Annotated in this window: 25 protein-coding genes, 1 tRNA gene and 1 pseudogene; 11 read left to right on the top strand and 16 right to left on the bottom strand. The window is 65.2% G+C overall.

The genetic code is table 11. From position 1 onward, the window contains the following. Positions 1–28 precede the first annotated feature (28 nt). Together SD196_RS18310 and SD196_RS18305 are read right to left on the bottom strand one after the other, a co-directional pair. The gene (locus tag SD196_RS18310) at positions 29–2530 is read right to left on the bottom strand and encodes an ABC transporter permease (RefSeq protein WP_416310519.1); all 2502 of its coding nucleotides are present in this window, start codon (positions 2528–2530) and stop codon (positions 29–31) included. Between the two features lie 13 nt (positions 2531–2543). Next, positions 2544–3227 (bottom strand): ABC transporter ATP-binding protein, encoded by a 684-nt coding sequence (locus tag SD196_RS18305; RefSeq protein ID WP_275611089.1) that lies wholly within the window; start codon positions 3225–3227, stop codon positions 2544–2546. A 10-nt stretch (positions 3228–3237) separates the two neighbouring features. Between SD196_RS18305 and SD196_RS18300 the strand changes: the two genes are divergently transcribed. From SD196_RS18300 to SD196_RS18290, 3 genes are all read left to right on the top strand, one after another. Beyond that, positions 3238–3843, top strand: a complete 606-nt coding sequence (locus tag SD196_RS18300; RefSeq protein ID WP_275611090.1) for an arylesterase — start codon at positions 3238–3240, stop codon at positions 3841–3843. A gap of 69 nt (positions 3844–3912) precedes the next feature. Further along, positions 3913–4191, top strand: coding sequence for a hypothetical protein (locus SD196_RS18295; protein WP_207886418.1), 279 nt, complete (start codon positions 3913–3915; stop codon positions 4189–4191). Positions 4192–4264: 73 nt separating this feature from the next. Continuing rightward, positions 4265–5242 carry a L,D-transpeptidase family protein gene (locus SD196_RS18290; protein ID WP_275611091.1) on the top strand — a complete coding sequence of 326 codons (978 nt, stop codon included), beginning with the start codon at positions 4265–4267 and terminating at the stop codon, positions 5240–5242. A gap of 114 nt (positions 5243–5356) precedes the next feature. Here the strand turns inward: SD196_RS18290 and oprI are convergent, their stop codons facing one another. Together oprI and SD196_RS18280 are read right to left on the bottom strand one after the other, a co-directional pair. Then, the gene (oprI, locus tag SD196_RS18285; RefSeq protein WP_017517003.1) at positions 5357–5608 is read right to left on the bottom strand and encodes an outer membrane lipoprotei OprI; all 252 of its coding nucleotides are present in this window, start codon (positions 5606–5608) and stop codon (positions 5357–5359) included. A 401-nt stretch (positions 5609–6009) separates the two neighbouring features. After that, positions 6010–6099 (bottom strand) — tRNA-Ser (locus SD196_RS18280). Between the two features lie 153 nt (positions 6100–6252). Between SD196_RS18280 and earP the strand changes: the two genes are divergently transcribed. Together earP and efp are read left to right on the top strand one after the other, a co-directional pair. Further along, positions 6253–7380, top strand: coding sequence for an elongation factor P maturation arginine rhamnosyltransferase EarP (gene earP, locus SD196_RS18275; protein ID WP_416310518.1), 1128 nt, complete (start codon positions 6253–6255; stop codon positions 7378–7380). A 42-nt stretch (positions 7381–7422) separates the two neighbouring features. Further along, on the top strand, positions 7423–7989 hold the full coding sequence (efp, locus tag SD196_RS18270; RefSeq protein ID WP_254475989.1) for an elongation factor P: 567 nt from the start codon (positions 7423–7425) through the stop codon (positions 7987–7989). Between the two features lie 66 nt (positions 7990–8055). Here the strand turns inward: efp and SD196_RS18265 are convergent, their stop codons facing one another. The 3 genes from SD196_RS18265 to SD196_RS18255 form a co-directional block, all read right to left on the bottom strand. Further along, positions 8056–8484 (bottom strand): organic hydroperoxide resistance protein, encoded by a 429-nt coding sequence (locus SD196_RS18265; RefSeq protein WP_416310517.1) that lies wholly within the window; start codon positions 8482–8484, stop codon positions 8056–8058. Between the two features lie 146 nt (positions 8485–8630). Further along, complete coding sequence (locus SD196_RS18260; protein WP_371229251.1) at positions 8631–9080, bottom strand: MarR family winged helix-turn-helix transcriptional regulator; 450 nt, start codon at positions 9078–9080, stop codon at positions 8631–8633. Between the two features lie 144 nt (positions 9081–9224). Beyond that, the gene (locus SD196_RS18255) at positions 9225–10076 is read right to left on the bottom strand and encodes a LysR family transcriptional regulator (protein ID WP_331318982.1); all 852 of its coding nucleotides are present in this window, start codon (positions 10074–10076) and stop codon (positions 9225–9227) included. Between the two features lie 97 nt (positions 10077–10173). On the opposite strand from SD196_RS18255, the gene SD196_RS18250 reads away from it, so the two are divergent. The 3 genes from SD196_RS18250 (at position 10174) to SD196_RS18240 (ending at position 12230) form a co-directional block, all read left to right on the top strand. After that, positions 10174–10404 (top strand): DUF1127 domain-containing protein, encoded by a 231-nt coding sequence (locus tag SD196_RS18250; RefSeq protein WP_416310516.1) that lies wholly within the window; start codon positions 10174–10176, stop codon positions 10402–10404. 73 nt (positions 10405–10477) lie between these two features. Continuing rightward, on the top strand, positions 10478–10948 hold the full coding sequence (locus SD196_RS18245; RefSeq protein WP_275611097.1) for a DUF3291 domain-containing protein: 471 nt from the start codon (positions 10478–10480) through the stop codon (positions 10946–10948). Between the two features lie 61 nt (positions 10949–11009). Further along, on the top strand, positions 11010–12230 hold the full coding sequence (locus SD196_RS18240) for a winged helix-turn-helix domain-containing protein (protein WP_275611098.1): 1221 nt from the start codon (positions 11010–11012) through the stop codon (positions 12228–12230). Positions 12231–12267: 37 nt separating this feature from the next. Here SD196_RS18240 and SD196_RS18235 read toward each other — a convergent pair whose 3' ends face one another. The 3 genes from SD196_RS18235 to SD196_RS18225 all read right to left on the bottom strand — a co-directional run bounded on the left by SD196_RS18235 (position 12268) and on the right by SD196_RS18225 (position 15917). After that, positions 12268–13026, bottom strand: a complete 759-nt coding sequence (locus SD196_RS18235; RefSeq protein WP_331318977.1) for a M48 family metalloprotease — start codon at positions 13024–13026, stop codon at positions 12268–12270. A gap of 132 nt (positions 13027–13158) precedes the next feature. Further along, the gene (locus SD196_RS18230) at positions 13159–14505 is read right to left on the bottom strand and encodes a class II 3-deoxy-7-phosphoheptulonate synthase (RefSeq protein WP_275611100.1); all 1347 of its coding nucleotides are present in this window, start codon (positions 14503–14505) and stop codon (positions 13159–13161) included. 80 nt (positions 14506–14585) lie between these two features. After that, entirely contained in the window at positions 14586–15917 is a 1332-nt protein-coding gene (locus SD196_RS18225; RefSeq protein WP_275611101.1) for a flavin-containing monooxygenase, read from the bottom strand. Between the two features lie 193 nt (positions 15918–16110). Here SD196_RS18225 and SD196_RS18220 point away from each other — a divergent pair, with 193 nt between their 5' ends. Continuing rightward, on the top strand, positions 16111–16872 hold the full coding sequence (locus SD196_RS18220; protein ID WP_275611102.1) for a spermidine synthase: 762 nt from the start codon (positions 16111–16113) through the stop codon (positions 16870–16872). A gap of 15 nt (positions 16873–16887) precedes the next feature. Here SD196_RS18220 and SD196_RS18215 read toward each other — a convergent pair whose 3' ends face one another. From SD196_RS18215 to SD196_RS18205, 3 genes are all read right to left on the bottom strand, one after another. Next, on the bottom strand, positions 16888–18555 hold the full coding sequence (locus SD196_RS18215; RefSeq protein WP_416310515.1) for a ShlB/FhaC/HecB family hemolysin secretion/activation protein: 1668 nt from the start codon (positions 18553–18555) through the stop codon (positions 16888–16890). Between the two features lie 84 nt (positions 18556–18639). Further along, complete coding sequence (locus tag SD196_RS18210; protein ID WP_416310514.1) at positions 18640–20133, bottom strand: collagen-like triple helix repeat-containing protein; 1494 nt, start codon at positions 20131–20133, stop codon at positions 18640–18642. Positions 20134–20386: 253 nt separating this feature from the next. Further along, entirely contained in the window at positions 20387–21178 is a 792-nt protein-coding gene (locus SD196_RS18205; protein WP_275611104.1) for a crotonase/enoyl-CoA hydratase family protein, read from the bottom strand. Between the two features lie 302 nt (positions 21179–21480). Between SD196_RS18205 and SD196_RS18200 the strand changes: the two are divergent. Then, positions 21481–23213 (top strand): annotated as a pseudogene (locus SD196_RS18200) (DEAD/DEAH box helicase). 194 nt (positions 23214–23407) lie between these two features. On the opposite strand, the gene SD196_RS18195 reads toward SD196_RS18200, so the two are convergent. Beyond that, positions 23408–24178, bottom strand: a complete 771-nt coding sequence (locus SD196_RS18195) for a DODA-type extradiol aromatic ring-opening family dioxygenase (RefSeq protein WP_343572902.1) — start codon at positions 24176–24178, stop codon at positions 23408–23410. A gap of 369 nt (positions 24179–24547) precedes the next feature. Here SD196_RS18195 and SD196_RS18190 point away from each other — a divergent pair, with 369 nt between their 5' ends. Continuing rightward, positions 24548–25204 carry a thiopurine S-methyltransferase gene (locus SD196_RS18190; RefSeq protein WP_331318969.1) on the top strand — a complete coding sequence of 219 codons (657 nt, stop codon included), beginning with the start codon at positions 24548–24550 and terminating at the stop codon, positions 25202–25204. Between the two features lie 58 nt (positions 25205–25262). Here the strand turns inward: SD196_RS18190 and htpX are convergent, their stop codons facing one another. Both htpX and SD196_RS18180 read right to left on the bottom strand, forming a co-directional pair. Then, complete coding sequence (gene htpX, locus SD196_RS18185; protein ID WP_275611107.1) at positions 25263–26138, bottom strand: protease HtpX; 876 nt, start codon at positions 26136–26138, stop codon at positions 25263–25265. A gap of 150 nt (positions 26139–26288) precedes the next feature. Next, positions 26289–26741 (bottom strand): hypothetical protein, encoded by a 453-nt coding sequence (locus SD196_RS18180; protein ID WP_343572905.1) that lies wholly within the window; start codon positions 26739–26741, stop codon positions 26289–26291. Between the last annotated feature and the right edge of the window lie 12 nt (positions 26742–26753).

Raw genomic sequence — 26753 nt, 5'->3', positions numbered from 1 at the left:
ACGGTGATGATGACGGGAGTCTACCCGATCAGCCTTCGCGCAGCAGGCGCAACGGGCTCACGCTCAATGCCCGCCGGGTGCCGAGCAGCCCGGCGCCGCCGACCAGCAGCGCGCCCAGTACGGGCAGCGCGAGCAGCCAGGGATGCGGGCCCCACGGCAGGTCGAAGACCAGCCGGTAGAGCAGGTAGCTGATCAGTTCGCAGCCCAGCGCCGCCAGCAGCCCGCTGACCGCGCCGAGCAGGGCGAACTCGCTGCGCCGGGTGCGCATCAGCAATTGGCGTTCCGCGCCCAGCGCACGGAGCAGGGCACCCTGGCGCAGGCGTTCGTCGAGGGTGGCCTGTAGGCCGGCGAAGAGCACCACGAAGCCGGCGGCGAGGACGAACACCAGCACGTACTCCACCGCCAGCGTCACCTGGTCGAGGATGCTGCGCAGCTGCGCGAGCAGTGCGTCCACCGGCAGCAGCGTGACAGTCGGGAAGGCGCGCGCCAGTTGGATCAGGTCGCGTTCCTGGCTGGCCGGCAGGTAGAAGCTGGTCAGGTAGGTCACCGGCAGGTCGGTCAGGGTGCCGGGCTCGAAGACCATGAAGAAGTTGGGCTGGAAATTATCCCACTTCACCGAGCGCAGGCTGCGCACCTGTGCCTCGCGGGTCTGGCCTGCGACGCTGAAGCTCAGGCGGTCGCCGACTTTCAGGCTGAGGTTGCTGGCGAGCTTTTCTTCCACCGAAACGCCAGGCAATGCGCTCTTTTCGCCAGCCTGCCACCACTGGCCGGCGACGACCTGGTTGCCGGCGGGCAGGCGTGCCGACCAGGTCAACCCGAGGTCGCGTTGCAGGGCGCGCTCGCTGCGCACGTCTTCGTTCAGCGCGTGGACCGGCTGGCCGTTCACCGCCACCAGGCGGCCGGGCACCATCGGATAGAGGTCTTCGGCGTTGGGTGAGAGCTGCTTCACCCGCTGTTCGAAGCTGTCCTTCTCGGCGGGGAGGATGTTCAGCGCGAAGTGATTCGGCGCGTTCGCCGGCAACTGCGAATGCCAGGTGTCCAGCAGCTCGCCGCGCAGCAGCGCGATGAGCGCCATGGCCAGCAGGATCAGGCCGAAGGCCAGGCTCTGGCCGGCGGCCGCCAGTGGGTAGCGCAGCAGTTGGCCGACACCGAGGCGCCAGGGCAGGCTGGCGCCTTGCAGCGCGCTGCGCAGGGCGCGCAGGGCGAGCAGCAGGATGAAGCCGAGGATCGCCGCGGCGATAGCGCCGCCGCCGAGCAGGGCGAGGGTGAGTTTCAGGTCCAGGCTCAGGCGCCACATGATCAGGCCCAGGGCGATCAGCGCGCAGGCATAGGCCATCCAGGTGCGCATCGGCACTGGCAGCAGGTCGCTGCGCAGTACCCGCAGCGGCGGCACGCGGCCGAGGGCGGCCAGCGGCGGCAGGGCGAAGCCGGCGAGCGCGACCAGGCCGGTCGCCATGCCCGCCAGCGCGGGGGCTAACCCGGCCCCGGGAATCTGCGGCGGAAGCAGGTTGCCCAGCAGGTGCATCAGACCCATCTGGGCGAGCCAGCCGAGGAGGGCGCCGCAGAGGCTGGCAACCAATCCCAGGGCGAGCAATTGCGTTCCATATAGAAGCAGGGCTTCCCGGCGCGACAGGCCGAGGCAGCGCAGCAGGGCGCTGGCGTCGAAGCGGCGGGTGGCGAAGCGGTTGGCCGAGAGCGCCACGGCGACGCCGGCGAGCAGCACGGCGGCGAGGCTGGCGAGGTTCAGGTAGCGTTCGGCGCGGCCGAGGGCGTCGCCGATCTGCCGGTTGCCGTGGTGGGCGTCCTGCAGTTGCTGGTTGGCGGCGAGGCCAGCCTGCGTTGCCTTTCTATAAGCCTGCAGAGCTTCAGGCGGGCCGCCCCAGAGGTCACGGTAGCGCACGCGGCTGCCGGGCTGGACGACGCCGGTGGCGTCCAGGTCCTGCAGGTTCATCAGTACCCGTGGCGTCAGGCTGTAGAAGTCGCCGGCGCGGTCGGGCTCGTAGGTCAGCACGCGAGCGATGCGCAGGGGCTTGCGACCGATGTCGACGCTGTCGCCGATCTTCAGTTCAAGGCTCGCCAGCAGGCGCGATTCGACCCAGATTTCCCCCGGCTGCGGCCGTCCGCCTTCGACTTCGGGTTGCAGGGGCTCGGGCGCGCTCTTGAGCTCGCCGCGCAAGGGGTAGCTGTCACCCACCGCCTTGACGCTGCTGAGCTGGATGCCCTGGTCGGTGGCCACCACGCTGGAAAATTCGACACTGCGCGCATGCTGCAGGCCGAGCTTGAGGCCGCTGTCGATCTGTTCGCCGGTGGCGGGTTGGGTGCCGCTGAGCACCAGGTCGGCGCCGAGGAATTCGGCGGCGCGCACCAGCATGGCGCCGTTGAGTCGGGCACTGAAATAACCGATGGCGGAGCTGGCCGCGACCGCGATCAGCAGGGCGAAGAACAGTACCCGCAATTCGCCTGTGCGGCCTTCGCGCCACAGCTGGCGCAGGGACAGGCGGAACAGGTTCGGCAGCGACAGTGGCTTCATCGGCTCTCGTCCGTCAGGGTTCGACGTGATCGATCAGGTGGCCGCTTTCCAGGCGGATCAGGCGCTGGCAGCGGTGGGCCAGGCGTTCGTCGTGGGTCACCAGCACCAGGGTGGTGCCGCGTTCGCGGTTGAGTTCGAACAGCAGGTCGCTGATCCGCTCGCCGGTGTGGGTGTCGAGGTTGCCGGTGGGTTCGTCGGCGAACAGTACGTCCGGCTCGGCGGCGAAGGCGCGGGCGATGGCGACCCGCTGTTGCTCGCCACCGGAGAGTTGGCGCGGGTAGTGGGTCAGGCGCTGGCCGAGACCGACGCGCTCTAGCAGCTCGCGGCCGCGTTGGCGGGCGTCCGCGCGGCCATCGAGCTCCAGCGGCAGCATCACGTTCTCCAGGGCGGTGAGGCTGTCGAGCAACTGGAACGACTGGAATACGAAGCCGACATGGGCGGCGCGGACGCGTGCGCGCTGATCCTCGTCCAGACTGCCCAGCGCATGGCCGAGCAGGACGATGTCGCCGTCGGACGGCAGGTCGAGCCCGGCGAGCAGGCCCAGGAGAGTGGATTTGCCGGAACCCGAGCTGCCGACGATGGCCAGGCTGTCGCCGCGGGAGAGGTCGAGGGAGAGGTCGTGGAGGATCGTCAGCTTGCCTTCCGCGCTGGAAACAACCTTGCTAAGGTTCCGCGCGGTGAGAATGCGTTCGCTCATGGAGAATCCGATGCGTGCATGGCTAATGGGCGGCTGCCTGGCGTTGCTTCTGATTGCGCAGCAGGCCGCGGCGCAGACGCTGTTGGTCGTCGGCGATAGTATCAGCGCCGGTTTGGGGCTGGATACCAGCCAGGGGTGGGTGAGTCTGCTGGACAAGCGCTTGAAGGAGCAGGGGTTCGGCTACAAGGTGGTCAATGCATCGATCAGCGGCGACACCAGTGCGGGAGGCCTTGCGCGCCTGCCGGCGCTGCTTTCGGAGCAGAAGCCTACGCTGGTGGTGATCGAGTTGGGCGGCAATGACGGGCTGCGCGGAATGGCGCCGGCACAATTGCAACAGAATCTTAGCGGTATGGTTCAGCAGTCGCAGAAGGCGGGTGCCAAGGTGGTGCTGCTGGGCATGAAGCTGCCGCCGAACTACGGGCAGCGTTATACCGATGCCTTCTCCAAGGTGTTCGAGACGGTCGCCCAGGAGCAGAACATCACGCTGGTGCCATTCTTCCTCGAGGGTGTCGGCGGGGTGCCGGGAATGATGCAGGCGGACGGAATTCACCCGGCCATCGCTGCGCAGCCTAAACTGCTCGACAATATGTGGCCGGCGCTCAAGCCGCTACTCTGAATTCCGCTGTATCAAGGCTTCCCCGCGAACGGCCTTTCGGCTATGTTTGCGCACCCTTCTGGAGCCCCTATGCCGCGCCCCGCCTGGACTCACTTCGCCTACCAGCTGATCGAACCCGATGAGCAGCTGGATCTGTTCGCCTGCCGCGAGGTCCGGGTGCACCTTGTCGCACGCCAACTGGAGCTGGGAACGCCGGCCGACCGCACGCTCTGCGGTAGCCTGCTGCCGGCCCAGCCGCTCTGGCGCGGGCTTGAGAAGCCGCTGCTGCGCGATCGCCGCGTGTGTAGCGCCTGCCTGAAACAACTGGAACAGGAAAAGCGCGGCGCGCGGGCCTCCTGGCTCGTCTGATATCTCCCAGTGACGCGGTTCGCAGTGGTAAACTGATCACCCTTTGCCCATTGCCCATGTCAAGGATTCTCGGATGTTGTCGCGCGTCATTGCCGCCTGCTCGCTGTCCTTAGCCGCGTTGCTCTCGGCCCCCGTTTCCGCCATTGAATTGCCACTGCCGGCACCGGGCGACGATATCGTCGGTCAGGTCCAGGTGATCAAGGCCAAGTACGAAGACACCTTCGCCGACCTCGGCGAGAAATATGGCCTCGGCTACTCCGAGATGCTCGCCGCCAACCCGGGCGTCGATGCCTGGCTGCCGGGCGTGGGCACCGAAGTGATCATTCCGACCCGCTTCATCCTCCCGCCGGGACCGCGCGAAGGCGTGGTGATCAACCTGGCCGAATACCGCCTGTACTACTTCCCCAAGGACAAGGGCGTCGTCTACACCTATGCCCTGGGCATCGGTCGTGAGGGCTGGGGTTCGCCGGTTGGCAGCACTACTGTTATCGCCAAGACCAAGGACCCGGCCTGGTATCCGCCGGCCTCGATCCGCGCCGAGCACGCCGCCGATGGCGACCCGTTGCCAGCCGTGGTTCCGGCAGGTCCGGATAACCCGCTGGGTCCGTACAAGATGAGCCTGGGCTTCCACGGCTACCTGATCCACGGTTCGAACAAGAAGTTCGGTATCGGTACCCGCACCAGCCACGGCTGCTTCCGCATGTACAACTGGGACGTGACCCAGCTGTTCTCGATGATTCCGGTGGGCACCAAGGTGCGCATCATCAACGAGCCGTACAAGTTCGGTCGTAGCGAAGGCAAGATCTATCTCGAAGCCCATGCGCCGATCGACGACAACGGCAATCCGTCGGTGGTCGACAAGCACACTGCGGTGATCAATGCGCTGCTCAAGCGCGAAGACATCGCCAGCCAGATGCAGATGGACTGGAACATAGTGCGTGAAGTCGTGGCTGCCGAAGATGGTCTGCCGGTCGCCATTGCCCAGCCGCAAGCGCAGCAGGATGCGCCGGTTGCCGCTACGGTCGATCAGGACGCCATGCAGTTGCAGTAACTCGTACTGCTTCGAAAGAGCCCGCTTCGAGCGGGCTTTTTCTTGTGCGCGCTTTCTGCGGGCATAAAAAAACCGACCCCGAAGGGTCGGTTTTTTAACAGATCCGAAGATCTATTACTTGCGGCTGGCTTTGTCCAGCATGCGCAGAGCGCGCTCGTTAGCCTCGTCAGCGGTCTGCTGGGCTTTCTGAGCGGCGGCCAGAGCTTCGTCAGCCTTGCGATAGGCTTCGTCAGCACGGGCTTGAGCGCGAGCAGCAGCGTCTTCAGTAGCAGTCAGACGAGCTTCGGTTTCTTTCGAGTGGCTGCTGCAACCGGTGGCCAGAACAGCAGCCAGAGCCAGAGCAGAGAATTTCAGAACGTTGTTCATCGTGTTCCCCTTAAGGTGGACATTTCCATTAAAAGCAATCTCCCACGACTGGGAAATTAGCCGGACTACATAGTACCCATTACTTGTAGTAAGTAAACTGACCGGACGCAAGTACGGCACTTTTTTTTCATGTTAGGCCGGTATTTGCAGTTGCCCGAGGCGGAATTGGGCAAAAACTGTCCAATTTGGCAAAGGAGTGTTTCCAATGGGTGTCAGGCGGGAGGGTAGTCCCTCTCCGCTGATGGGGTGTCGGACTGTCGGATGACTGTCGACAATGCTCGAACAACTGTTTAAGCGTCGTACAGTTGACCAACTAGTGGCAACTTGCAAGACGTGGAGAAAGTGTTAACGCATAACGAAAAAAGCCCGGCTAATTGCTTAGCCGGGCTTCTTTCATGATCTGGCGGTGAGGGAGGGATTCGAACCCTCGATACGATTTCTCGTATACACACTTTCCAGGCGTGCTCCTTCAACCGCTCGGACACCTCACCAGATTTCTCGACAGCGCTGTGTCTGTCGAGGCGCGCACTTTACTCAAAGGTTTTCCCAAACGCAAATGTTTTTTTCAACGGATTCATCGGCTTAAGGAGAAAAGGCCGGATCACGGCTACACTGGCGCCTTCTATGAGGCTGGGCGCAAGCGTATGGCGAGTTGGGACATCTTCTGCAGCGTAGTCGACAACTATGGCGACATCGGCGTTACCTGGCGTCTGGCTCGCCAGTTGGCGACCGAACATGGGCAAGCGGTGCGCCTGTGGGTGGATGACCTGGCTGCGTTCGTGCGCATCTGTCCCCAGGCCGGCGCGCAGGCGCCATCGCAACAGCAGTCCGGCGTGGACGTTCGGCATTGGCCGGAAGTCTGGCAGGACACCGACGCGGCGGATGTGGTGATCGAAGCCTTCGCCTGCTCGATGCCGCCTGCCTATATAGAAGCAATGACCCGGCGGCCGAAGCCATCGTTGTGGCTGAACCTCGAATACCTCAGTGCCGAGCCCTGGGTGGAGTCCTGCCATGGATTGCCGTCGATGCAGCCCAACGGCCTGCAGAAGTACTTCTATTTCCCCGGCTTCACACCCTCCACCGGCGGACTGCTGCGCGAGGGCGATCTGATTCGGCGTCGGGACACCTTCCGGGCCGATCCCGCCAGCAGCGTTCGTTTCCTTGAAAGCCTCGGCGTGCAAGTGCGCCATGGGGAGCGGCGCATTTCCCTGTTCGCCTATGAAAATCCCGCACTCGCCGGCTGGCTGGACTCCCTGGCCGGGGGCGTGACGCCAACCCTGTTGCTGGTGCCCGAAGGTCGGGTGCTGGCCGACGTCCAGCGCTGGGCGCAGCAGTCGCTGGGGGTAGGTCAGGGCTGCGAGCGCGGCGCGCTGCGTGTGCAGGTGCTGCCGTTCGTCCGCCAGGAGGACTACGACCCGTTGCTGTGGAGTTGCGACATCAACGCGGTGCGTGGCGAAGACTCCTTCGTCCGCGCGCAGTGGGCAGGGCGCCCCTTCGTCTGGCACATCTACCAGCAGGACGAGGACGTTCACCTGGAAAAGCTGGAGGCCTTCCTGGCGCTGTTCGGTGAGGGTATGGAGGATGGGCTGCGGCAGGCGCTGAGCGATTTCTGGCTGGCCTGGAATGGGCGCGGCGAGGTCGGTGAGACCTGGCGGAGGCTGGAGGAGCGGCTGCCGGAGTGGTCCGCCTGGATTGGAAATTGGCAGCGGCGTCTGACCGAACAAACCGATCTTGCGGCGGGGCTGGTGTGTTTTTATACAAATTGGCTATGATATGGCCCCTGTTTTTTGTCTCCAATCCAATCGGATAATCGTATGAAAACCGCACAAGAGTTCCGCGCTGGCCAGGTTGCCAACATCAATGGCGCCCCCTGGGTCATCCAGAAGGCCGAGTTCAACAAATCCGGCCGTAACTCCGCGGTCGTCAAGATGAAGCTGAAGAACCTGCTGACCGGTGCTGGCACCGAGACCGTGTTCAAGGCCGACGACAAGCTGGAGCCGATCATCCTCGACCGTAAGGAAGTGACCTACTCCTACTTCGCGGACCCGCTGTATGTCTTCATGGACACCGAGTTCAACCAGTACGAGATCGAGAAAGACGATCTGGAAGGCGTGCTGACCTTCATCGAAGACGGTATGACCGACGTCTGCGAAGCGGTGTTCTACAACGAGAAAGTGATCTCCGTTGAACTGCCGACCACCATCGTTCGCGAAATCGTCTACACCGAGCCGGCTGTCCGTGGCGACACCTCCGGTAAAGTGATGAAGACCGCTCGCCTGAAGAACGGTGCCGAGCTGCAGGTTTCCGCGTTCTGCGAAATCGGCGACTCGATCGAAATCGATACCCGCACTGGCGAGTACAAGTCCCGCGTCAAGGCCTGAGCCTGAACCGAGACAAGAAAAAGCCCGGCTGATGCCGGGCTTTTTCGTTTCTGCCGTCTGGCTTTCTCAGACGCTCACGTTCAGGCGTACGTCGATGTTTCCGCGGGTGGCGTTGGAGTAGGGGCAGACCTGGTGGGCCTTGGCAACCAGGTCCTCGGCTTCGGCCTGGTCCAGGCCCGGCAGGTTGATGTTCAGTTCCACTTCCAGGCCGAAGCCGCCCGGGATCTGGCCGATGCCGACCTTGCCGGTGATCGAGGCGTCCGTCGGGATCTGCTTCTTGCTCTGGCTGGCGACGAACTTGATGGCGCCGATGAAGCAGGCGGAGTAGCCGGCGGCGAACAGCTGTTCCGGGTTGGTGGCTTCGCCGCCCTGGCCGCCCAGTTCGCGCGGGGTGCTCAGTTTCACGTCGAGGATGCCGTCCGAGGAAATGGCGCGGCCGTCGCGGCCTCCGGTGGCGGTAGCGGTGGCGGTGTAGAGGGCTTTGATAGTTTGCATGGCGGTGTCTCCGATTGTCTTGCTGGTTAATATCTTGTGCACTAAGCAGTTCGTGGGGTGAAAGTTAGTTCGGTTTAATTTGGTGCGCAAGATAATTTTCGGAAGATTTCGGACTAAAGAGCGGTGCGTTCAGGCATAAGCCCGGATTACGGGCCTTGCAGCTGTTCGCGCAACTCCACCAGTTCCTGCTGGAGGCGTTGGAGCTTTTCCAACGTTAGACGGCTGCTGGCGAGGATGCAGCCCGGAATGCTCTCCGCCTGTCGGCGGAGGTCACGGCCCTTGTCGGTCAGGTGCAACTGCACCACGCGCTCGTCGGCCTGGCTGCGGGTACGGGTGATCAGGCCCTCGGCTTCCAGGCGCTTGAGCAGCGGGGTGAGGGAGCCGGGATCGGTGAGCATCCGCGCGCTGATCTCGCCAACGGTGATGCCATCGCCTTCCCACAGCACCAGCATGGCGATGTATTGCGGGTAGGTGAGCCCCAGTGCCTGCAGCAGCGGCTTGTAGACCTTGGTCATCTGCAGGGAGGTGGAGTAGAGGGCGAAGCACAGCTGGTTGTCGAGCTTGAGTGCTTCGCAGGTCGTATCGGGCTGGGCCATCGCAGTCTCCTGGTCGGCGCCCCTGGCAGATGCCGGGGCGAATGTCCGAGATGAACAGGTAATTGCGCATTAATTTAGCGCGATGGCTATTTGTTGAACAGCGGCCGCGTGGACCCTCGGCTGTAGAGACGATCGCAACCCGCGTCAGGCGCGGAAGCCCTCGACGATGTACTCCGCCAGTTTGTCCGTGACCGGAGTCATGTGGGTCCCGCGCAGCAGCACGATGCTGGCATTGGGCAACTGCGGCAGTCCCTCGTCCTCACCCAGGATGCGCAGGTTGCCAGTGAGCAGGCTGCGCAATTGCGCGGTCACCGCCAGCCCGGCGCTGGCCACGGCGAAGAGTGCCGACAGGCTCGGGCTGCTGTAGGCGATGCGGTAATCCATCTCCATGGCCTCCAGTGCATTGCAGGCCCAGGCGCGGCAGAAGCAGGCGGTGTTGAACATCGCCAGCGGCAGCGGGCGCTGGTCCTGCGGACAGAAACTCTCGGCAGCCATCCAGACGAAGGGCTCCTGACGCAGCAGTTGGCCAATTTCGGTTCCCGGCTCGCGGGTCACGATGGACAGGTCCAGATCATTGCGCAGCAGCAACTGCGCCGAGGACTCGCAGTGCACCTCGACTTGCACCAGCGGGTAGGCTTCGGCGAAGCGCGAGAGGATCTCCGGCAGGAAGCGCATCACGTAGTCGTCCGGCGTGCCAATCTTCACCGCACCGACCATGTGCGGCTGGCGGAAAGTGTTGAACACCTCGCCCTGCAGGCGCAGGATGCGCCGCGCAAAGCCCAGCAATACCTGGCCCTCCGGCGTCAGGCGTACCTGGCGTCCATCACGCTCGAACAGCGAGCGTTCCAGCACGTCCTCTTCCAGGCGTTTCATCTGCATGCTCACCGCCGACTGGGTGCGGTTGACCACCTCGGCGGCGCGGGTGAAGCCGCCATGGTCGGCGATGGCGACGAAGGTGCGCAGCAGTTCGCTGTCGATGCTGGGGAAGCTGCTCATTCATCAATCTCCGAGATGGGATGCATAAGAATGATTCGTTGGATTGATCTTAGCCCCGAGGCGAGACTGCATCCAGGCCCACACGGAGGGATTCACGATGAAAGGTCAACTGGGTTTCGTATCGATGTCCTATCACGCCCACAAGGCGCCGGCCGCACTGCTGTGGAAACGTGCCCTGAAGCGGCTGCTGGAGTGGCAGGAGCTGGCCCGCCAGCGCCGCGTGCTGGCCAGCATGAGCGATGAGGCGCTCAAGGATATCGGTCTGAGCCGTGCCGATATCCAGGAGGAAATCGAGCGTCCGTTCTGGATCGATCACCTGAGACGTTGAGCTGTACGGGCGGCACGCGAGATCGTGCCGCCCGCCGCTGTACCTGATGAACCACTTTGCCAGGGAATGCCCCATGCCTTCGAACTACCACCTCGCCCAGGTCAATATCGCCAAAGCCCGTGCGCCGCTGGACCACCCCGTGATGAAGGGCTTTGTCGATCAGCTGGACCACATCAACCGGCTGGCCGAGTCCAGTCCCGGGTTCGTCTGGCGTTTGCAGACCGATGAGGGTGACGCCACCGCCATTCGTGCCTTCGACGATCCGCTGATCATCGTCAACCTGTCGGTGTGGGAGTCGGTCGAGGCGTTGCGCGAATACGTCTACGGCGGCGAACACCTGGCCGTGCTGCGCCAGAAGCGCGACTGGATGGAGAAGCTGCCGACGCCGAGCCTGGCGCTATGGTGGTTGCCAGCTGGAACGCTGCCCGATGCGCAGATTGCGCGGCATAAGCTGGAGCTGCTGAAGGCGCAAGGCGCGTCGCCGGAAGTGTTCACCTTTGCCCGGCCATTCCCGATGCCCGAGCGAATTGCCGAGCCGGCCTGATGCACTCAGCCCCTTCAATTGGCGCTAGGCTCTAGGGCACTTTCCGCCCTGGAGTCCACCCATGCCGATGGTCGAGTCGCTGTCCCTCAAGCAAGCCCGCCGCCTGGCCCTGGCCGCCCAGGGATTCACCCTGCGCAGGCCCAGCGGGGAGGTGCAGCGCCGCCATGTACGCGGCCTGCTGGAACGCCTGGGTGTACTGCAGATCGACTCGGTGAACGCGCTGGTGCGCTCGCACTACCTGCCGCTGTTCTCGCGCCTGGGCAACTACTCGCCAACCCTGCTGGAAGAGGCGGCCTGGAGTGCCGGGCGGCATCGGCGACTGTTCGAGTACTGGGGCCACGAAGCCTCGCTCCTGCCGCTGGAGCTCTATCCGCTGATGCGCTGGCGTATGCGCCGAGCCTCTGAAGGGCGCGGCATCTATCAGCAACTGGCGCGCTTCGGCCGGGAGCAGCAATCGGTGATCCAGCGCGTGTTGGATGCCGTGCGCGAGCAGGGCGCGCTGGGTGCCGGCAGCCTGAATACCCGCGAGGAGCGTGCCGGTCCCTGGTGGGACTGGAGCGACGAGAAGCATGCGTTGGAGTGGCTGTTCGCCGCTGGCGAGGTGACGGTGGCCGGACGTCGCGGCTTCGAACGGCTCTACGACCTGCCCGAGCGGGTCCTGCCGTCCGCTGTCCTCGATCAGCCCGATCTTGAGGAAGCCGAGGCGCAGCGTCGGCTGCTGCTGCATTCGGCGCAGGCGCTGGGCGTCGCCACCGAGAAGGACCTGCGGGATTACTTCCGCCTGGAGCCGGCCGACAGCAAGGCACGCCTGGCCGAGTTGGTGGAAGGGGGCGACCTGCTGGCAGTGCAGGTGCAGGGTTGGCAGGCGCCGGGCTACTGCCTGACCGATGCGGTCATCCCGCGCAAGGTGCGCGCCAGTGCCTTGCTCTCGCCCTTCGATTCGCTGGTGTGGGAGCGCGCGCGGACCGAGCGCCTGTTCGATTTCCGTTATCGCCTGGAGATCTACACGCCGCAGCACAAGCGCGTCTACGGCTACTACGTGCTGCCGTTCCTGTTCGACGAGCAGTTGGTGGCGCGGGTCGACCTGCGTTCCGACCGCGTGGCGGGAAAACTGGTGGTACACGCCGTCCACGAGGAGGCGAAGGGGCCGGGAGAGGAGGGCTGGATCGCGCTGGCGCAGCAGCTTGGCGAGATGGCCAACTGGCTGGGGCTGGAGAGTGTGGAGGTGAACTGCCGGCGGCCGTCGGGCGTGCGCCTGCAGACGTTGCTGGCGGAGGCCTGAAAGAGGACGAGCCTCGCAAGGAGGCCCGCCGGGTGCGTCACTTGCCGTTGGCGATGCGTTTGCGGATGTGATCGGCACGCTCCTGCGAACCTGGGTGGTCGCTGAACATGCTGCTTGCGCCGCCGTCCATTTTCGCCAGCTTGTCGAAGGCGCTGGCCAGGCCATCGAGCTTGATGCCGCGCTGCTTCAGCAGGTCGTAGGAGAAGTCGTCGGCGGCGGACTCCTGGGTCTGGGAGAACTGCGCCTTGACCAGGGCCTGGCCAATATCGCCGAGTTGCGACTGCGACAGGGCGGCGACCGTGCTGTTGGTGGAGGCAGCGGCGGCCGTACGAGCCGCAGCGGTGGCGTAGGCCGCCTGGGTGGCCTTCTTGATGTGGCCGAGGGAAACATGGCCCAGTTCGTGGCCCAGCACGCCTTCGACCTCGTTGTCGTTCATCATGTCCATCAGGCCGCTGTAGACGCGCACGCAACCGTTGGCCATGGCGAAGGCATTGATGTCCCTGGTCATGTACACCTTGTAGTTCACCGGAGTTCCGTCGATCTGGTTGCCCAGGGCGCTGGCAATGGCGTTCAGGCGTTTGGCATAGGCGCTGGATGACGGGGCGATCTGTGCCTGGGAGTCCAGTTGGGCGCAGGACTCGTCGGCGATCTGCTTGACTTCGGCGTCGCTCAGGGTGGCGGCCTTCATGGCCATCATGCCCGACTGCACGAGGCCGTCGGGGGACATGTTCTGGCAGCCGGAGAGCGCGGCGCTGGCGCCGAGGAGCAGGGCGAGGAGGGAGCGGTGCAGGTACATGGGGGTTCTTCCTTGGATTGACGGATGATCCGGGGCGCAGTGCGCGCAATGGGCGCCCACTCTAGGTAGGCGCCCTCTGGCGGATCAATTCAAGGAAGGGCGTTTAGGATTTTTCCCCGGCCTGCGTCGGCTTCAGCGACGCACTTGCTTCAGGGTTTCCGCAATCAGGAAGGCCAGCTCCAGGGACTGGTCGGCATTCAGGCGCGGGTCGCAGTGGGTGTGGTAGCGATCGCTCAGCCCGGCCTCGGTGATCGGACGGGCGCCGCCGATGCACTCGGTGACGTTCTGTCCGGTCATTTCGATGTGGATGCCGCCGGCATAGCTGCCCTCGGCCTGGTGCACCTCGAAGAACTGCCGAACCTCGGTGAGCACGCGTGCGAAGTCGCGGGTCTTGTAGCCGCTGGAGGCTTTGATGGTGTTGCCGTGCATGGGGTCGGAACTCCATAGCACCTGCTTGCCTTCGCGCTGTACGGTCTGGATCAGGCGCGGCAGGCCGTCGCCGACCTTGTCGGCGCCCATGCGCACGATGAGGTTGAGGCGGCCGGGGTCGTTGTCCGGGTTGAGGATGTCGATCAGGCGGATCAGCTCCTCGCTGTCCATGCTCGGGCCGACCTTCACGCCGATCGGGTTGCCCACGCCGCGCAGCATTTCCACGTGGGCGCCATCGAGCTGGCGGGTGCGGTCGCCGATCCACAGCATGTGCGCCGAGCAGTCGTACCAGTCGCCGGTCAGGCTGTCGCGGCGGATGAAGGCTTCCTCGTAGTTCAGCAGCAGCGCTTCGTGGGCGGTGAAGAAGCTGGTCTCGCGCAGCTGTGGCGCGGTGTCCAGGCCGCAGGCACGCATGAAGGCGAGGGTTTCGTCGATGCGGTCGGCCAACTGCTGGTAGCGCTCGGACAGCGCCGAGTTGGCGATGAAGTCCAGGTTCCACTGGTGCACCTGGTGCAGGTCGGCGAAGCCGCCGCCGGCGAAGGCGCGCAGCAGGTTCAGCGAGGCGGTGGACTGGTGATAGGCCTGCAGCAGGCGCTCCGGGTCCGGCACGCGGCTCTTCTCATCGAAGCCAATGCCGTTGACGATGTCACCGCGATAGGCGGGCAGGGTCACGCCGTCGACGGTTTCCTCGCCGGAGGAGCGCGGTTTGGCGAACTGCCCGGCCATGCGCCCGACCTTCACCACCGGGCAGCCGGCGGCGAAGGTCATCACCACGGCCATCTGCAGCAGCACCTTGAAGGTGTCGCGGATCTTCGCCGCGGAGAACTCGGCGAAGCTCTCGGCGCAGTCGCCGCCCTGCAGCAGGAAGGCGCGCCCGGCGGTGACTTCGGCGAACTGCCGGCGCAACTCGCGGGCTTCACCGGCGAACACCAGCGGCGGGAAGCCGGCCAAGGTGCGCTCGACGTCACCCAGGTGCGTGGCGTCGGGATAGGCGGGTTGTTGCTGGATCGGCTTGCTTCTCCAGCTCTCGGGACTCCAGGGCAGGCTCATCGGTGGCTCGTTCGCGGCTGTGGGCGGTGAAGCCTCATGGTATCAGCTCGCCCCGCGCGCGGCGCGTTCCTGGTGCGCCCTCAGTGCGCGGGCAGCGGTTGCAGCGGCGCGGTATGCGGCAGGTCGCGGCGCAGCTCGGCGATATGTTCGCGCACGCTGCGGCGATAGCTGTCCTTGTCCACGTAGTGGGCCATGCGTTCCAGCGGCAGGTACTGGTAACCACCGTCGATGCGCTGCCCGGCGAGCATCCGTTTCAAGTGGCGGAAGCGCTCGGCCGCCGGGTTGCCGGCCGCCAGCTGGCGGATGTACAGGGCGACCAGTTCGGCCTGTTCGGCGCGCCCCTGCCAACCGAGGCCGGAGGCTTCGAGCATGCCGAGCATGAACAGGTCGTCGTACTGCGGATGGAAGGCATTGAGGTACAGCTGCGGCGCGGCGCAGTCCCGGGGCCAGTTGAGCAGCGCGCGGTCGATGAAGGCGTAATCCAGATGGTAGCCGGTGGCGAACAGGATCAGGTCGTACTCCTGGCGCTCGCCATCGCTGAATACCACGCGCTGTCCCTCCAGGCTGCGCACGTCGCGACGGGCGCGGATGTCGCCGTGGGCGAGGTGGTGCAGCACCAGCGAATTCACCACTGGGTGCGATTCGTACAGGCGGTGGTCGGGATTGGGCAGGCCATAGTCCGACGGGCGACCGATCAGCAGGCGCAGCAGCGCCGCATCCAGCCGTTGCTTGAGTGGCCGCGGCAGGCGGACCAGGTTGCCGAAGGTGTCGATCGGCCGGCCCAGGCAGAACTTGGGCAGGAAGTGATAACCGCGGCGCACCGAGAGGTCCACGGAGCGCGCGCGGTGCACGGCGTCCACCGCGATGTCGCAGGCGGAGTTGCCGCAGCCGACGATCAGCACGCGCTTGCCTTCGAAGCAGTCGGCGCTGCGGTACTGGCTGGCGTGGAGGATTTCCCCGGTGAATTCGCCGGGCAGCTCCGGCTGGTTGGGTGTGTGCAGGGTGCCGTTGGCGATCAGCACGCCATCGAACAGCCCTTCGTGCACTTCGCCGTTGCGTTCGCATCGCAGCCGCCAGCCGCGCTCCTGGCGGAGCAGGGCGGTGACCCGGGTGTTGAAACGGTAGTGGGCGTGCAGGCCGTAGTGCCGTGCGTAGGCGTGAAAGTAGCGCAGCACCTGGGTGTGGTGCGGATAAGGGGGGACGTCCATGTCCATGGGGAATTCGTCGAACTGGGTCGTGCCCTTGGAGGAAATCAGGTGGGCGGAGTGGTACAGGGTGCTGTGGGGATTGTCGATGTCCCACAGGCCGCCGACGTCGCCGTGGAGTTCGAAACCGGTGAAGGGGATGCCGTACTTCTGCAGTTGGCGGGCGGCGGCAAGGCCGGCCGGACCCGCGCCGATAATGGCATACATGCTCGGTTGTGCCTCTTGGGCTGTTATTCTTGCGGCTTTCGGGCCTGGCAGCCGGTTCCTGCTGCTCAGGCGATCCACGCCTGCTTTTGAAGGATTATCACGTGCTTCAGCCCTCGCAGTTCAATGGCAATCCGCGCCGTCTGTGCATCCTGGCGGATCGCAATGTCACAGTCGCCTTCCGGGGGGCGTGGGCATGAGCGAGGAGCATCGGGTCGAAGAGCGCCTGATCGTCGAGGAGCGCGATGCGTTCGGCGTGATCCGGGTGGTGGAGAACGGTGACTTCCGTTACCTGGAATTCGGCGACGAGGTCGAGCAGAGCTGCGTGCTGATGCAGGACCCCAGCTGGCTGGAGTACGACTATTCGCGGGCCATGCTGCTCGGCGCGCTGTGCCACGCGCGTCCGCGCCGCGCGCTGTTCCTGGGCTTCGGCGCCGGCAGCCTGACCCAGGCCTGCCTGAAGTACCTGCCGCTGGAAGAGGTGGAGGCCATCGAGCTGCGCCCGTCGATTCCCCGGCTGGCTCGCGAGCACCTGGGGCTGGGCGATGATCCGCGCCTGAACCTGCGCATCGGCGATGCTGTCGAGGAACTGGAGCGCTGCGAGCCGGCGGACCTGATCTTCCTCGATCTCTACACCGATACCGGCCCCGCGCCTGCGCATATCGCCTGGGATTTCCTCGGCGCCTGCCGCGAGCGCCTGCGTCCCGGCGGCTGGCTGGTGATCAACCAGTGGAGCACCGACGATGGTCGCCCGCTGGGGGCCGCGCTGCTGCGCGGGCGCTTCCATCGTCACTACTGGGAATGTTCGGTACCGGAGGGCAATGTGATCGTCTTCGTGCCCGCCGAGCTGGATCAGGAACTCAACCTGCGGGCCTTGAAGAAGCGCGTGGCGAGCCTCGAACCGAAGCTGGGCTACCCGCTGCGCGGCTACATCGACTCGCTGTGCCCGGCGCAGTGAGCCGGGCAAGCGTCCTCAGGGAATCTGGTAGCTGAACGCGAAGTTCAGGCGCGGGCTGCGCTCATTGTTGTCCAGCGCGCGGTCACCGATGGGCTTGGCCACTTCCAGCGATACCAGGTAGTGCTTGCGGTTGGTCAGGCGCACGCCGATCGCGGCCGAGCCAAGCTTGGCGTCGGGGAGGCCGTCCTGGGTGTAGTGGGTGCGGGCGGTGTCCACTACCGCGTAGGGCTGGATCTGGTTGAGCACCACGCTCTGGCGCAGGAAGGAGTAGTTCACCTCGTAGGCCGCGCCCCAGCCCTTGTCGCCGGTGGCCTGGTCGTCCGGATAGCCACGGCCGAAGTTCGCGCCGCCGTAGGTGACCTGCTCCGAGTCGGGCAGCACGTCATCGGTCCACTGGAAGCCGGCCGTGACCACACCTTGCCAACGGTCGGTGAACTGATCCTGCTGGGCGCCATAGCCCAGCACGCGGGTGAAGTCCTTGCGGATCGGTTTCTCGGCCTCCGCACCCATGCCATTCAGGCCCTGGTAGACCGCCAGGCTCCCGGCGCGCACGCGCTTGGTGGCGAACTGCTGGACCACGGTGTCCACGCCGACGACGCGCAGCTTGCTCTTCTGCTCGACGCGGTAGGGGATGTTCGGCACCACCAGGTCGTAGCGGCTGGTGTCGTTCACCGTGTAGCCGCGCAGGTTCACATCCCAGGTCAGGTCGCGGCGCAGCACCAGTGGAATGCCGAGGCCCGCATTGACCCGTTCGTTCTCCCGCTTGCGGGCGAACACCAGGCCGTTGGCCAGGCGCAGCTGGTCGTCCGGTGTGGAGTTGTAATGGCTGTAGCCGGCCGTCAGTTGCAGGCCGTTGTCGCCCAGCAACTGGCTGTAGTTCCAGGCGCGGTAGTACTCGTGATCCTCGCCGGGCGGGTAGAGGTAGTTGAACTGCAGTTGTTCGCCCCAGCCGAGCAGCGACTTCACCTCGGCGGAGAGCAGGCCGCGCTGCTCGCCGTGGCGCGAGTCCAGGTTGGCGCCGGTATTGAAGCGCTTGCTCTGGCCAGCCAGTTCCAGCACTGCGCCGCCGTCATTGGTAGTGGGCGGTTTGAGCGCCATCGTTAGTTGCAGGCCCGGTACGCGGCTCATCAGCACGCTGAAGCGCTCGAAGCTTTCGCGGGTCAGCGGCCGCTCGGCCTTCAGGCGTGCGATCCAGCGGTCCACGCGGGCCTGGTGAGCGCCCAGGTCACCACTGCTGCGTACATCCCTGATATGGCCTTCGACCAATACGATGCGCGCGACGCCTCCCCGGAAGTCCTGGTTCGGCACATAGGCGAAGGAGATGAAGAAACCGTCGTTCTGGTAACGCTGGGTGATGGCCTTGGCCGCCGCCACCAGTTCGCTGACCTGGACCGGCCGCCGGGTCAGCGGCTCCAGCAACGGACGCCAGGTGCTCAATGGGTAATGACCACCGCCGGCGATCTCGATGCGCTTGAGCTGGATACGTTTCTGCAGGATCTGGCCGGGCTGTTCGGCCTCGGGCGCAGGAGCGGTGACCTTGGGTGCCGTCGGGCGCAGTTCGCCGCCGGGGAGGTTGGGGCGGGGCAGGGTCTGTTCGATATCGGAGCCGGGGAGCTGGATCGGGCGCTCGGCCCAGGCGAGGGGTGTTGCCAACAGCAGGGTCAAGGTGGCGAGTTTGCGCATCTGGCTCCTCCATGAGTCCGACTTCAGCGAAAGGCCAGGAGCCGTGAATGGCTCCTGGCTACCACAGTATGGGCGAGAACTGATTTATTGCTGGGGAGTCGTGACGCCAACTCCCAGCCCAGCGCCCAGGCCGCCGAGGGTGCTGCCGACCGTATTCAGAAGGCCGCCCTGAGTCGTGCTGCCGCTGGTGGTGCCGACACCTGCACCCACGGCGACCCCGGTGCCATCGGTGGTGCTGCCCGAGACGACCCCGGCGCCCGCTACCAGTCCGCCGGTCCCCGTCACGCCGCTGATCGTGTTGGTGACGCCGCTGAGCAGGCCGCCGGTGCCTGTCGTACCGCCCAGGGAGCCGGTGACAGTGCCCACGGTGTTGGTGACGCCGGTGACCAGTCCGCCAACGGGGCTGGTGCTGCCAGTCGTACCGCCCAGGGAGCCGGTGACAGTGCCCACGGTACTGGTGACGCCGCCGATAAGTCCGCCAACCGGGTTGCTGCCCGTCGTGCTGCCACTGACCAGGCCGCCTGCGTCGGTGACCACCTGCCCCGTATTGCTGACGATTCCGCCGACCGGGGCCAGTGCCGGGCTTTGGGTGCTGAGCTGATCGCCGGTCTGGGTCACAGCCGTGCCGACGGTGGTCAGCAGGTTGTTCACAGGTGCCGCCAGGCCGGTGGTTGTCCCGATGGTCCTGGTGGTGTTCTCCACCGTGCCCACCACGTTCGCGGTGGTGCCGCTGAGTTGGGTGGTCAACTGACTCAACGGGCCGGTGGTGACCGCTCCGGTGAGGGAGTCGCCGAGCATGGTGATCTGGCCGCCAACGCCGTCCACCACGCCACCGAGTTGGCCGGTGACGCCGTTGAGCGGGGTGCTGGCCAGCAGCGGGCCGTCGCCGACGGCGGCCACGGTGCCGCCGAGACTGCTGACTGCCTCGCCGGTGTGGCTCACCAGGTTGGTTGGGCCGGCCAGGGTGGTGCCGATGGCATTGGGATTGTTGGCCAGGTTGCCCAGGCCGTCGGTGATTCCGTCGCCGACGTGATCCACGCCTGCGGCAACCTGCTGGATGACGCCGCCGGTACCGTCGGTTACGCCGCTGCCGAGCAATGGGACGTCGACGTTCTGCACCACACCGCCGACGGTGCCGAGGGTGCCGCCGACGCTGGAAACCACCTGGCCGGTCTCGCTCAGGATGTTGCTGGTGGCGGGGTTGGGGACAGTAGTGCCGCCGCCGGTACCGCCGTCTCCGCCGCCGGTGCCTCCAGTGCCACCGCCGGTGCCGCCCGTGCCGCCGCCGGTGCCGCCAGTTCCACCCGTGCCGCCGGTACCACCGCCCGTGCCACCTGTGCCTCCTGTGCCGCCGTCAGTGCCACCGGTACCGCCCGTACCTCCCGTGCCGCCGTCGGTTCCGCCGGTGCCACCGGTGCCTCCGTCAGTACCACCAGTACCGCCGTCGCCAGTGCCTGCTCCACCGTCGCTGCTGCTGCCGGAGCTATGATGACTGCCGCCGCCGTGACTGCTGCATCCCTGCAGCGACAGAGCAACGACCAGAAGAGAAAGTGCGAAGACGCGAATCGGGCCTGACATACGAGTTCCTCCATGAAGGACTAGATCCAGCGCGGCTCGGGCGGTACTTCCGGCGAGTCACTGCGCTGCGCTCGATGTCAGTTGTAGAGATTTGTTTTTGAACGCGTAATTGGAACTTGTATATAGTCGTTTTGTTGATTGTAAGTTGATGATTTTAAAGGTGAATATTTAGAGTTATAGCCGTATTTCGAGCGTTCTTAATACCTTGGATATAGCGCTTTTTATGCGAGGCCGAGGGTGAATCGGTGCTCGCTCATTTTCCGCGGAAGCGTCCTTCGCGTTTTTCCTGCATGGCCCTGAAGCCTTCCTGGGCGTCCTCGCTGGACAACAGGCGGCTGGCCATTGCCGGCAGTTCGCGGGCGGCGGCCAACTCGCCCTCATCCAGGCATTGGCGGGCTGACGCCAGGGTGGCGCGAATGCCCAGCGGCGCCTGAGCTGCGACCCGCTGGGCCATCCACAGCGCGCGAGGCATCAGTTCCTCGGGCGCGGTGACTTCCTGCACCAGCCCCAGGCGGCAGGCCTCGTGGGCGTCGAATTGGTCGCCGGTGAGCAGCCAGCGCATGGCGTTGCCCCAGCCGGCCACCTGGTGCAGTCGCAGTGTTGCGCCGCCGAAGGGGAAGATGCCGCGCTGCACTTCCAACTGGGCGAAGCGCGCGTTGCTGGCGCAGAGGTTGATGTCCGCCGCCAACATCAATTCGATGCCAAGGGTGAAGCAGTAGCCCTGGGCCGCGACCATCAGCGGCTTGGTCAGGCGTGGTCCGCCAAAGGTGCCCCAGGGGTCTACCGCGCCGTCGGGTAACTGCCAGCCCGTGCGGAAGGTTTCGCTGACATCGCCCAGGTCGAGCCCGGCGGTGAAGTGATCGCCGTGGGCGAATACCAGGGCGCAGCGCAGTTGATCGTCACGTTCGTACTCGCCCAGGGCGAGCACCAGCTGGTTGAGCATTTCCAAGTCGAATGCATTGCGCTTTTCGACCCGGTTCAGGCCAAGCAGCAGGACATGATCATGACGTTCACGGGTGATGCGGGGCGTGCTGCTCGGCTTCATCGGTGGCATCCGGCGGGGGAGGGCCTGCTCGGTATAGCCGGCCTTGCCGGGCTCGTCCAGGCGCGACCGTTCGCCGGTCCTTGTCTGAAAAGACGCACATGACGGAGGATTTTCCGGTATGATGCGCGCCGGCCAAGCTAAGGCCCCGTTTTGGATCTCGCATTTTTCGGTGCTTTCACGCTCTGTCGTGCGTCCGCTGTGCGGACTTCCTTGACGTATTCTTCCAATCTTCATTTCGCAAATCCCCGCTTCCAGCTGCCTGGGTGACTTCATTGTCGTACAGGGCATGCGCAGCTCGGCTATTGGGTCTTTGCGGATGTACTTAGAGGCAAAACCCATGACCCAGGAAACCGCCGGCTTCGCCGCGCTCGGTATTCACCCCAGTATTCTCGCTGCCATCGCCGCTGTCGGTTATGAAGAGCCGTCGCCGATCCAGGCCCAGTCGATCCCGGTGATCCTCGAAGGCCACGACATGATCGGCCAGGCCCAGACCGGCACCGGCAAGACCGCGGCCTTCGCGCTGCCGCTGCTGTCGAAGATCGACCCGGCGCGCCGCGTTCCGCAGGTACTGGTACTGGTTCCGACCCGTGAGCTGGCCCTGCAGGTCGCTACCGCGTGCGAAACCTACTCCAAGCAGATGCCGGGCGTTGGCGTCGTTGCCGTGTACGGCGGCGCGCCCATGGGCCCGCAGCTGAAAGCTCTGCGCCAGGGCGCCCAGGTCCTGGTAGCCACTCCGGGCCGCCTGTGCGACCACCTGCGCCGCGACGAGAACCTGCTCTCCACCGTCGAGCGCCTGGTCCTCGACGAAGCGGACGAAATGCTCAAGCTCGGCTTCATGGACGACCTCGAAGTGATCTTCGAAGCCATGCCGGCCAGCCGCCAGACCGTGCTGTTCTCCGCGACCCTGCCGGCCTCGATCCGCAGCATCGCCGAACGCCACCTGAAAGAGCCCAAGCACGTTCGCATCGCCGCCAAGACCCAGACCGTCGCCCGCATCGAGCAGGTGCACCTGATGGTCCACGCCGACCAGAAGCCGGCCTCGATCCTGCGTCTGCTGGAAGTCGAGCAGTTCGACGCGCTGATCGGCTTCGTCCGCACCAAGCAGGCCACCCTGGACATCGCCGAGCTGCTCGAGCGCCAGGGCTACCGCGCCGCCGCGCTGAACGGCGACATGCCGCAGGCCCAGCGTGAGCGCGTGATCGAGTCGCTGAAGGACGGCTCGCTGGACATCGTCATCGCCACCGACGTCGCCGCCCGCGGCCTCGACGTGGCGCGCATCACCCACGTACTGAACGTGGACATGCCCTACGATCCGGAATCCTACGTGCACCGCATCGGCCGTACCGGCCGTGCCGGTCGCGAAGGCCGCGCCCTGCTGCTGGTAACTCCGCGTGAGCGCCGCATGCTGCAGGTGATCGAGCGTGTGACCGGCCAGAAGGTCGGCGAAGTTCGTCTGCCGGACGCCGACACCGTCCTCGAAGCACGCCTGAACCGCCTGGCCACTGGCCTGCAACCGCTGCTGGCCAACGCCGTCGCCAGCCGTGGCGCCGTGCGTGACGAGCTGTGCCGTCGCCTGGGTACCGACATGGACACCCTGGCCGCCGTGCTGCTGGCCAAGCTGACCGAAGGCAAGGCGCTGGACCTGGAATCGGTCCGCCGCGAACAGCCGCTGACCCCGGCCGCCCCGCGCGAGCGCAGCGATCGTTACGAGCGCGGTGAGCGTGGCGATCGCCCCGAGCGCGGCGACCGTCCGGAGCGCAGCGGCGAGCGTCGTCCGATGGCTCCGCCGTCGGAAGGCAAGTCCCGCTGCCGTACCGCCCTGGGCGCCCGCGATGGCGTGCAGGCGAAGAACCTGCTGGGCGCTATCCTCAACGAGGGCGGCCTGTCCCGCGAGGCCATCGGCCGTATCCAGATCCGCGAGACCTTCAGCCTGATCGAGCTGCCGGAAGAGAACCTCGACCGCCTGCTGACCAAGCTCAAGGACACCCGCGTCGCTGGCAAGGCCCTGCGCCTGCGTCGTTACCGCGAAGACTGATCCTTCGGTCATTCGCACATGAAAAAGCCCCGCCTTGGCGGGGCTTTTTCGTTTCCGGCATCACGACCAAAATTGCCGAAGGGAGGCGTTGCAGGTTTGCCCTTGTAGGAGCGAGCTTGCTCGCGAACCGCACAACACGGGTGTTGCCGGGAGAGCGTTCGCGAGCAAGCTCGCTCCTACGAAAAGCCGATCCCTTAGCCGAAGCGGTAGATATCCATCCCCAGCGCGCCAAGGGTGAAGCCGGCGTGCTCCACCGTCATCGGCGTGCCACCGGCGGCGCGGGCGAAGTACAGCGGCAGCAGGTGTTCATCACTGGGATGATTGCGCGTGGCCCAGGGCGCCTGCCGGCGGTAGTCGAACAGTGCGGTCTCGTCGTTGGCGGCCAGGCGTTCGGCCATCCAGTCGCGGAAGGCCTTGGCCCAGGGCTCGATGACGTCCGGTCCGGCACGCCAGTCCAGCTCGCCCAGGTTGTGGGTGATGCTGCCCGAACCGATCAGCAGGATGCCTTCCTCGCGCAGGGCTTGCAGTGCCTTGCCGACGCGGTCCTGCGTCTGCGGGCCGAGGCGGCTGGGAAGCGACAGTTGCACCACCGGAATGTCCGCCTGCGGGTACATCAGGCTCAATGGAACCCAGGTGCCGTGATCCAGGGGGCGTTCGGCGTCGAGGGTGGCGGGCAGGCCGTCCTTCGCCAGCAGCTCGACGACGCGTGCCGCCAGCTCCGGCGAGCCGGGAGCAGGGTATTGCACGGCGTAGAGTTCCGCCGGGAAACCGTAGAAGTCGTGCCAGGTCTCCGGCTGAGTGGCGGCGGTGACGCGCAGGTCCGGGGTTTCCCAGTGGGCGGAAACCACCAGGATCGCCTTTGGCCTGGGCAGCTCGCGAGCCAGGCGCTTGAGCGGGGCGTCGCTGGCGCCGGGGTCCAGGGCCAGCATGGGGGAACCGTGGGAGATGAACAGGGTAGGGAGCATGGTGAACCTCGCTACATGAATAGCCCTATGTTCACGCGGGTAAAGATCGAAAACCAGTATAGGTTTTCGACCAGAATGATCGGCTTAAGAGATGCGTTGCGGCTGGGTCGCCGGTGGCGCGGAGTTGAAATGCCAACTGAGTTACAGATCAGGTGGAAGGGGAGTCGTAGGGCACTTTAAAGGGATGTCTGTCAGCCAATGCGATAGAGTTTGTGGAAATTTCCGAATCAGATGTCGTGTTCAGTCGCATAACGGCCCGAGCCGGTGCGAATGAAGGGTGTCGCTTCGGAAGACAGAGAGTGCGAGAGGCGCAGTGCCGGGCGGTGCTGGTGGCTTTCTCGCGGCGTGCAGTGTTTGAACGGGTGTTTCATGCAACATGAATTCTGGCAGGCGCGCTGGGCGCGCAATGAGATCGGCTTCCACCAGCAGAAGGTGAATCCTGGCCTGGATCGCCAATGGGCGACCCTGGGCGTTCCCGCGGAGTCGCAGGTGCTGGTGCCGATGTGCGGCAAGAGCCTGGACATGCTCTGGCTGGCGCAATGGGGCTACCGCGTGCTGGGCGTCGAGCTGGCCGAGCGTGCGGCCGTCGACTTCTTCGCGGGGTTGGGCGTGGAGCCCGAGATCACCGAGGAAGGGCCGCTGCGCCGTTACCGTTTCGAGCGGCTGGAGATCCTCCAGGGCGACATCTTCGACGTGACCGCCGAGCAGGTGGCCGACTGTTGCGCCCTGTATGACCGTGCGGCGCTGATCGCGCTGCCGGAGGACATGCGTGTCGACTATGTGGCTCATCTACAGCGCATCCTGCCGCACCAGGTGCGCGGACTGCTGATCACCCTGGAGTACCCGCAGGCGGAGATGGACGGCCCGCCGTTCGCGGTATTGGGTGATGAGGTGCGTCGGCACTTCGCCCAGACCTGGCAGGTTGAGGAGCTGGAGCGCGTCGACGTACTGGCCGAGAGCCCCAAGTTCATCAAGAGCGGCGTCAGCCAACTGGATGAGGTGGTGTTCGCGCTGCGTCGCGGCTGACTCGCCGGCATGAAAAAGGGCGACCTGAGGGTCGCCCTTTTTCGTTTCATGTCGAGCCTTAGCGAGCGGCGGCGCGCAGGGCTTCGATGCGGTCTTCCAGCGGCGGGTGGCTCATGAACAGGCCGGCGAGGCCGTGCTTGAGGTTGCCGTTGATGCCGAAGGCCTGCAGCGAGTCGGGCATCTGCACCGGCACACCTTGTTCGGCGCGCAGGCGTTGCAGGGCGGCAATCATCGCGCCACTGCTGGCCAGGCGGGCGCCGGCCTCGTCGGCGCGGTATTCGCGTTTGCGCGAGAACCACATGACGATGATGCTGGCGAGGATACCCAGGACCAGTTCGGCGAAGATGGTCGCAACGAAGTAGCCAATGCCCGGGCCGTCTTCGTTCTTCAGGATGGCCTTGTCGACGAAGTTGCCGAAGATGCGCGCGAAGAACATCACGAAGGTGTTCACCACGCCCTGGATCAGCGCCAGGGTCACCATGTCGCCATTGGCCACGTGGCCGATCTCGTGGGCCAGCACGGCTTTGACTTCTTCAGGCGAGAAGCGCTCCAGCAGGCCCTGGCTGACCGCGACCAGCGCGTCGTTGCGGTTCCAGCCGGTGGCGAAGGCGTTGGCTTCGTAGGCGGGGAAGATGCCCACTTCCGGCATCTTGATGCCGGCTTCGCGGGACAGCTCTTCCACAGTCTGCAGCAGCCACTGTTCGTGGCGGGTGCGCGGCTGGCTGATGATCTCGGTGCCGGTGCTCATCTTCGCCATCCACTTGGAGATGAACAGCGAAACCAGGGAGCCGGCGAAGCCGAAGACGGCACAGAAAATCAGAAGGCTACCGTAATTCTGGCCGGTGAATCGGTCCACGCCGAGCAGTTTCAGGGTGATGCTGGCGATCACCAGAACTGCCAGGTTGGTGGCCAGGAACAACAGGATGCGCATCATGGCGTAAAGCTTCTCCTCACGGCTGGATTAGGGGAAAACCGCTTGGGAGCGCGGCTTTCCGGATCGCCGGGCACAGCAGGACCCAGGATCACTGAATAGTATGCGGGGTATATACGGTTGCCCCCGAGGCGATTCAACTCGGGGACTATTTCAAACTGTGTCGCTTGGGCGTCCGAGATCACTCTCGAAGAGTAGACGGGTCAAGCGTGCGATGCGCTCACTGTGACGGCTGGCGAGGGCCTCGCGCAGCTGGTTGGCCAGCGAGGCCTGGTCGCGGCGCACACTGGGCGGCAAGTTCTCGTCGCTGCGTACCGCGTGGGGGACGATGCGGGTCAGGCGCAGGAAGGCCTTTTCGCTGAGCACCGCCTGGTCCAATGCTTCGTAACGAATGGTTGCGTCGAAGCGCACGTAGCCTTCCTCGGCCAGCCACAGCAGCGCGCCCAGGCAACTCTGGTGGCGAGTGCTGGGCAGGCCGAACTCGTCAGGCTCTTCCCGGCCGATCAGATCCTCGACGTAGAGGGCGATCTTGCGCGGGAAGGCCTGGTAGAGGGTCAGCAGGCCGGAAGCGGCATCCTTGTAGAAGTCGTCGATCTGCAGGTCCATTTATGCGCTGGG

It is taken from the genome of Pseudomonas macauensis, from assembly GCF_047902425.1.
Taxonomy (GTDB): Bacteria; Pseudomonadota; Gammaproteobacteria; order Pseudomonadales; family Pseudomonadaceae; genus Pseudomonas.
This window is presented reverse-complemented; position numbering and strand designations above follow the sequence as displayed.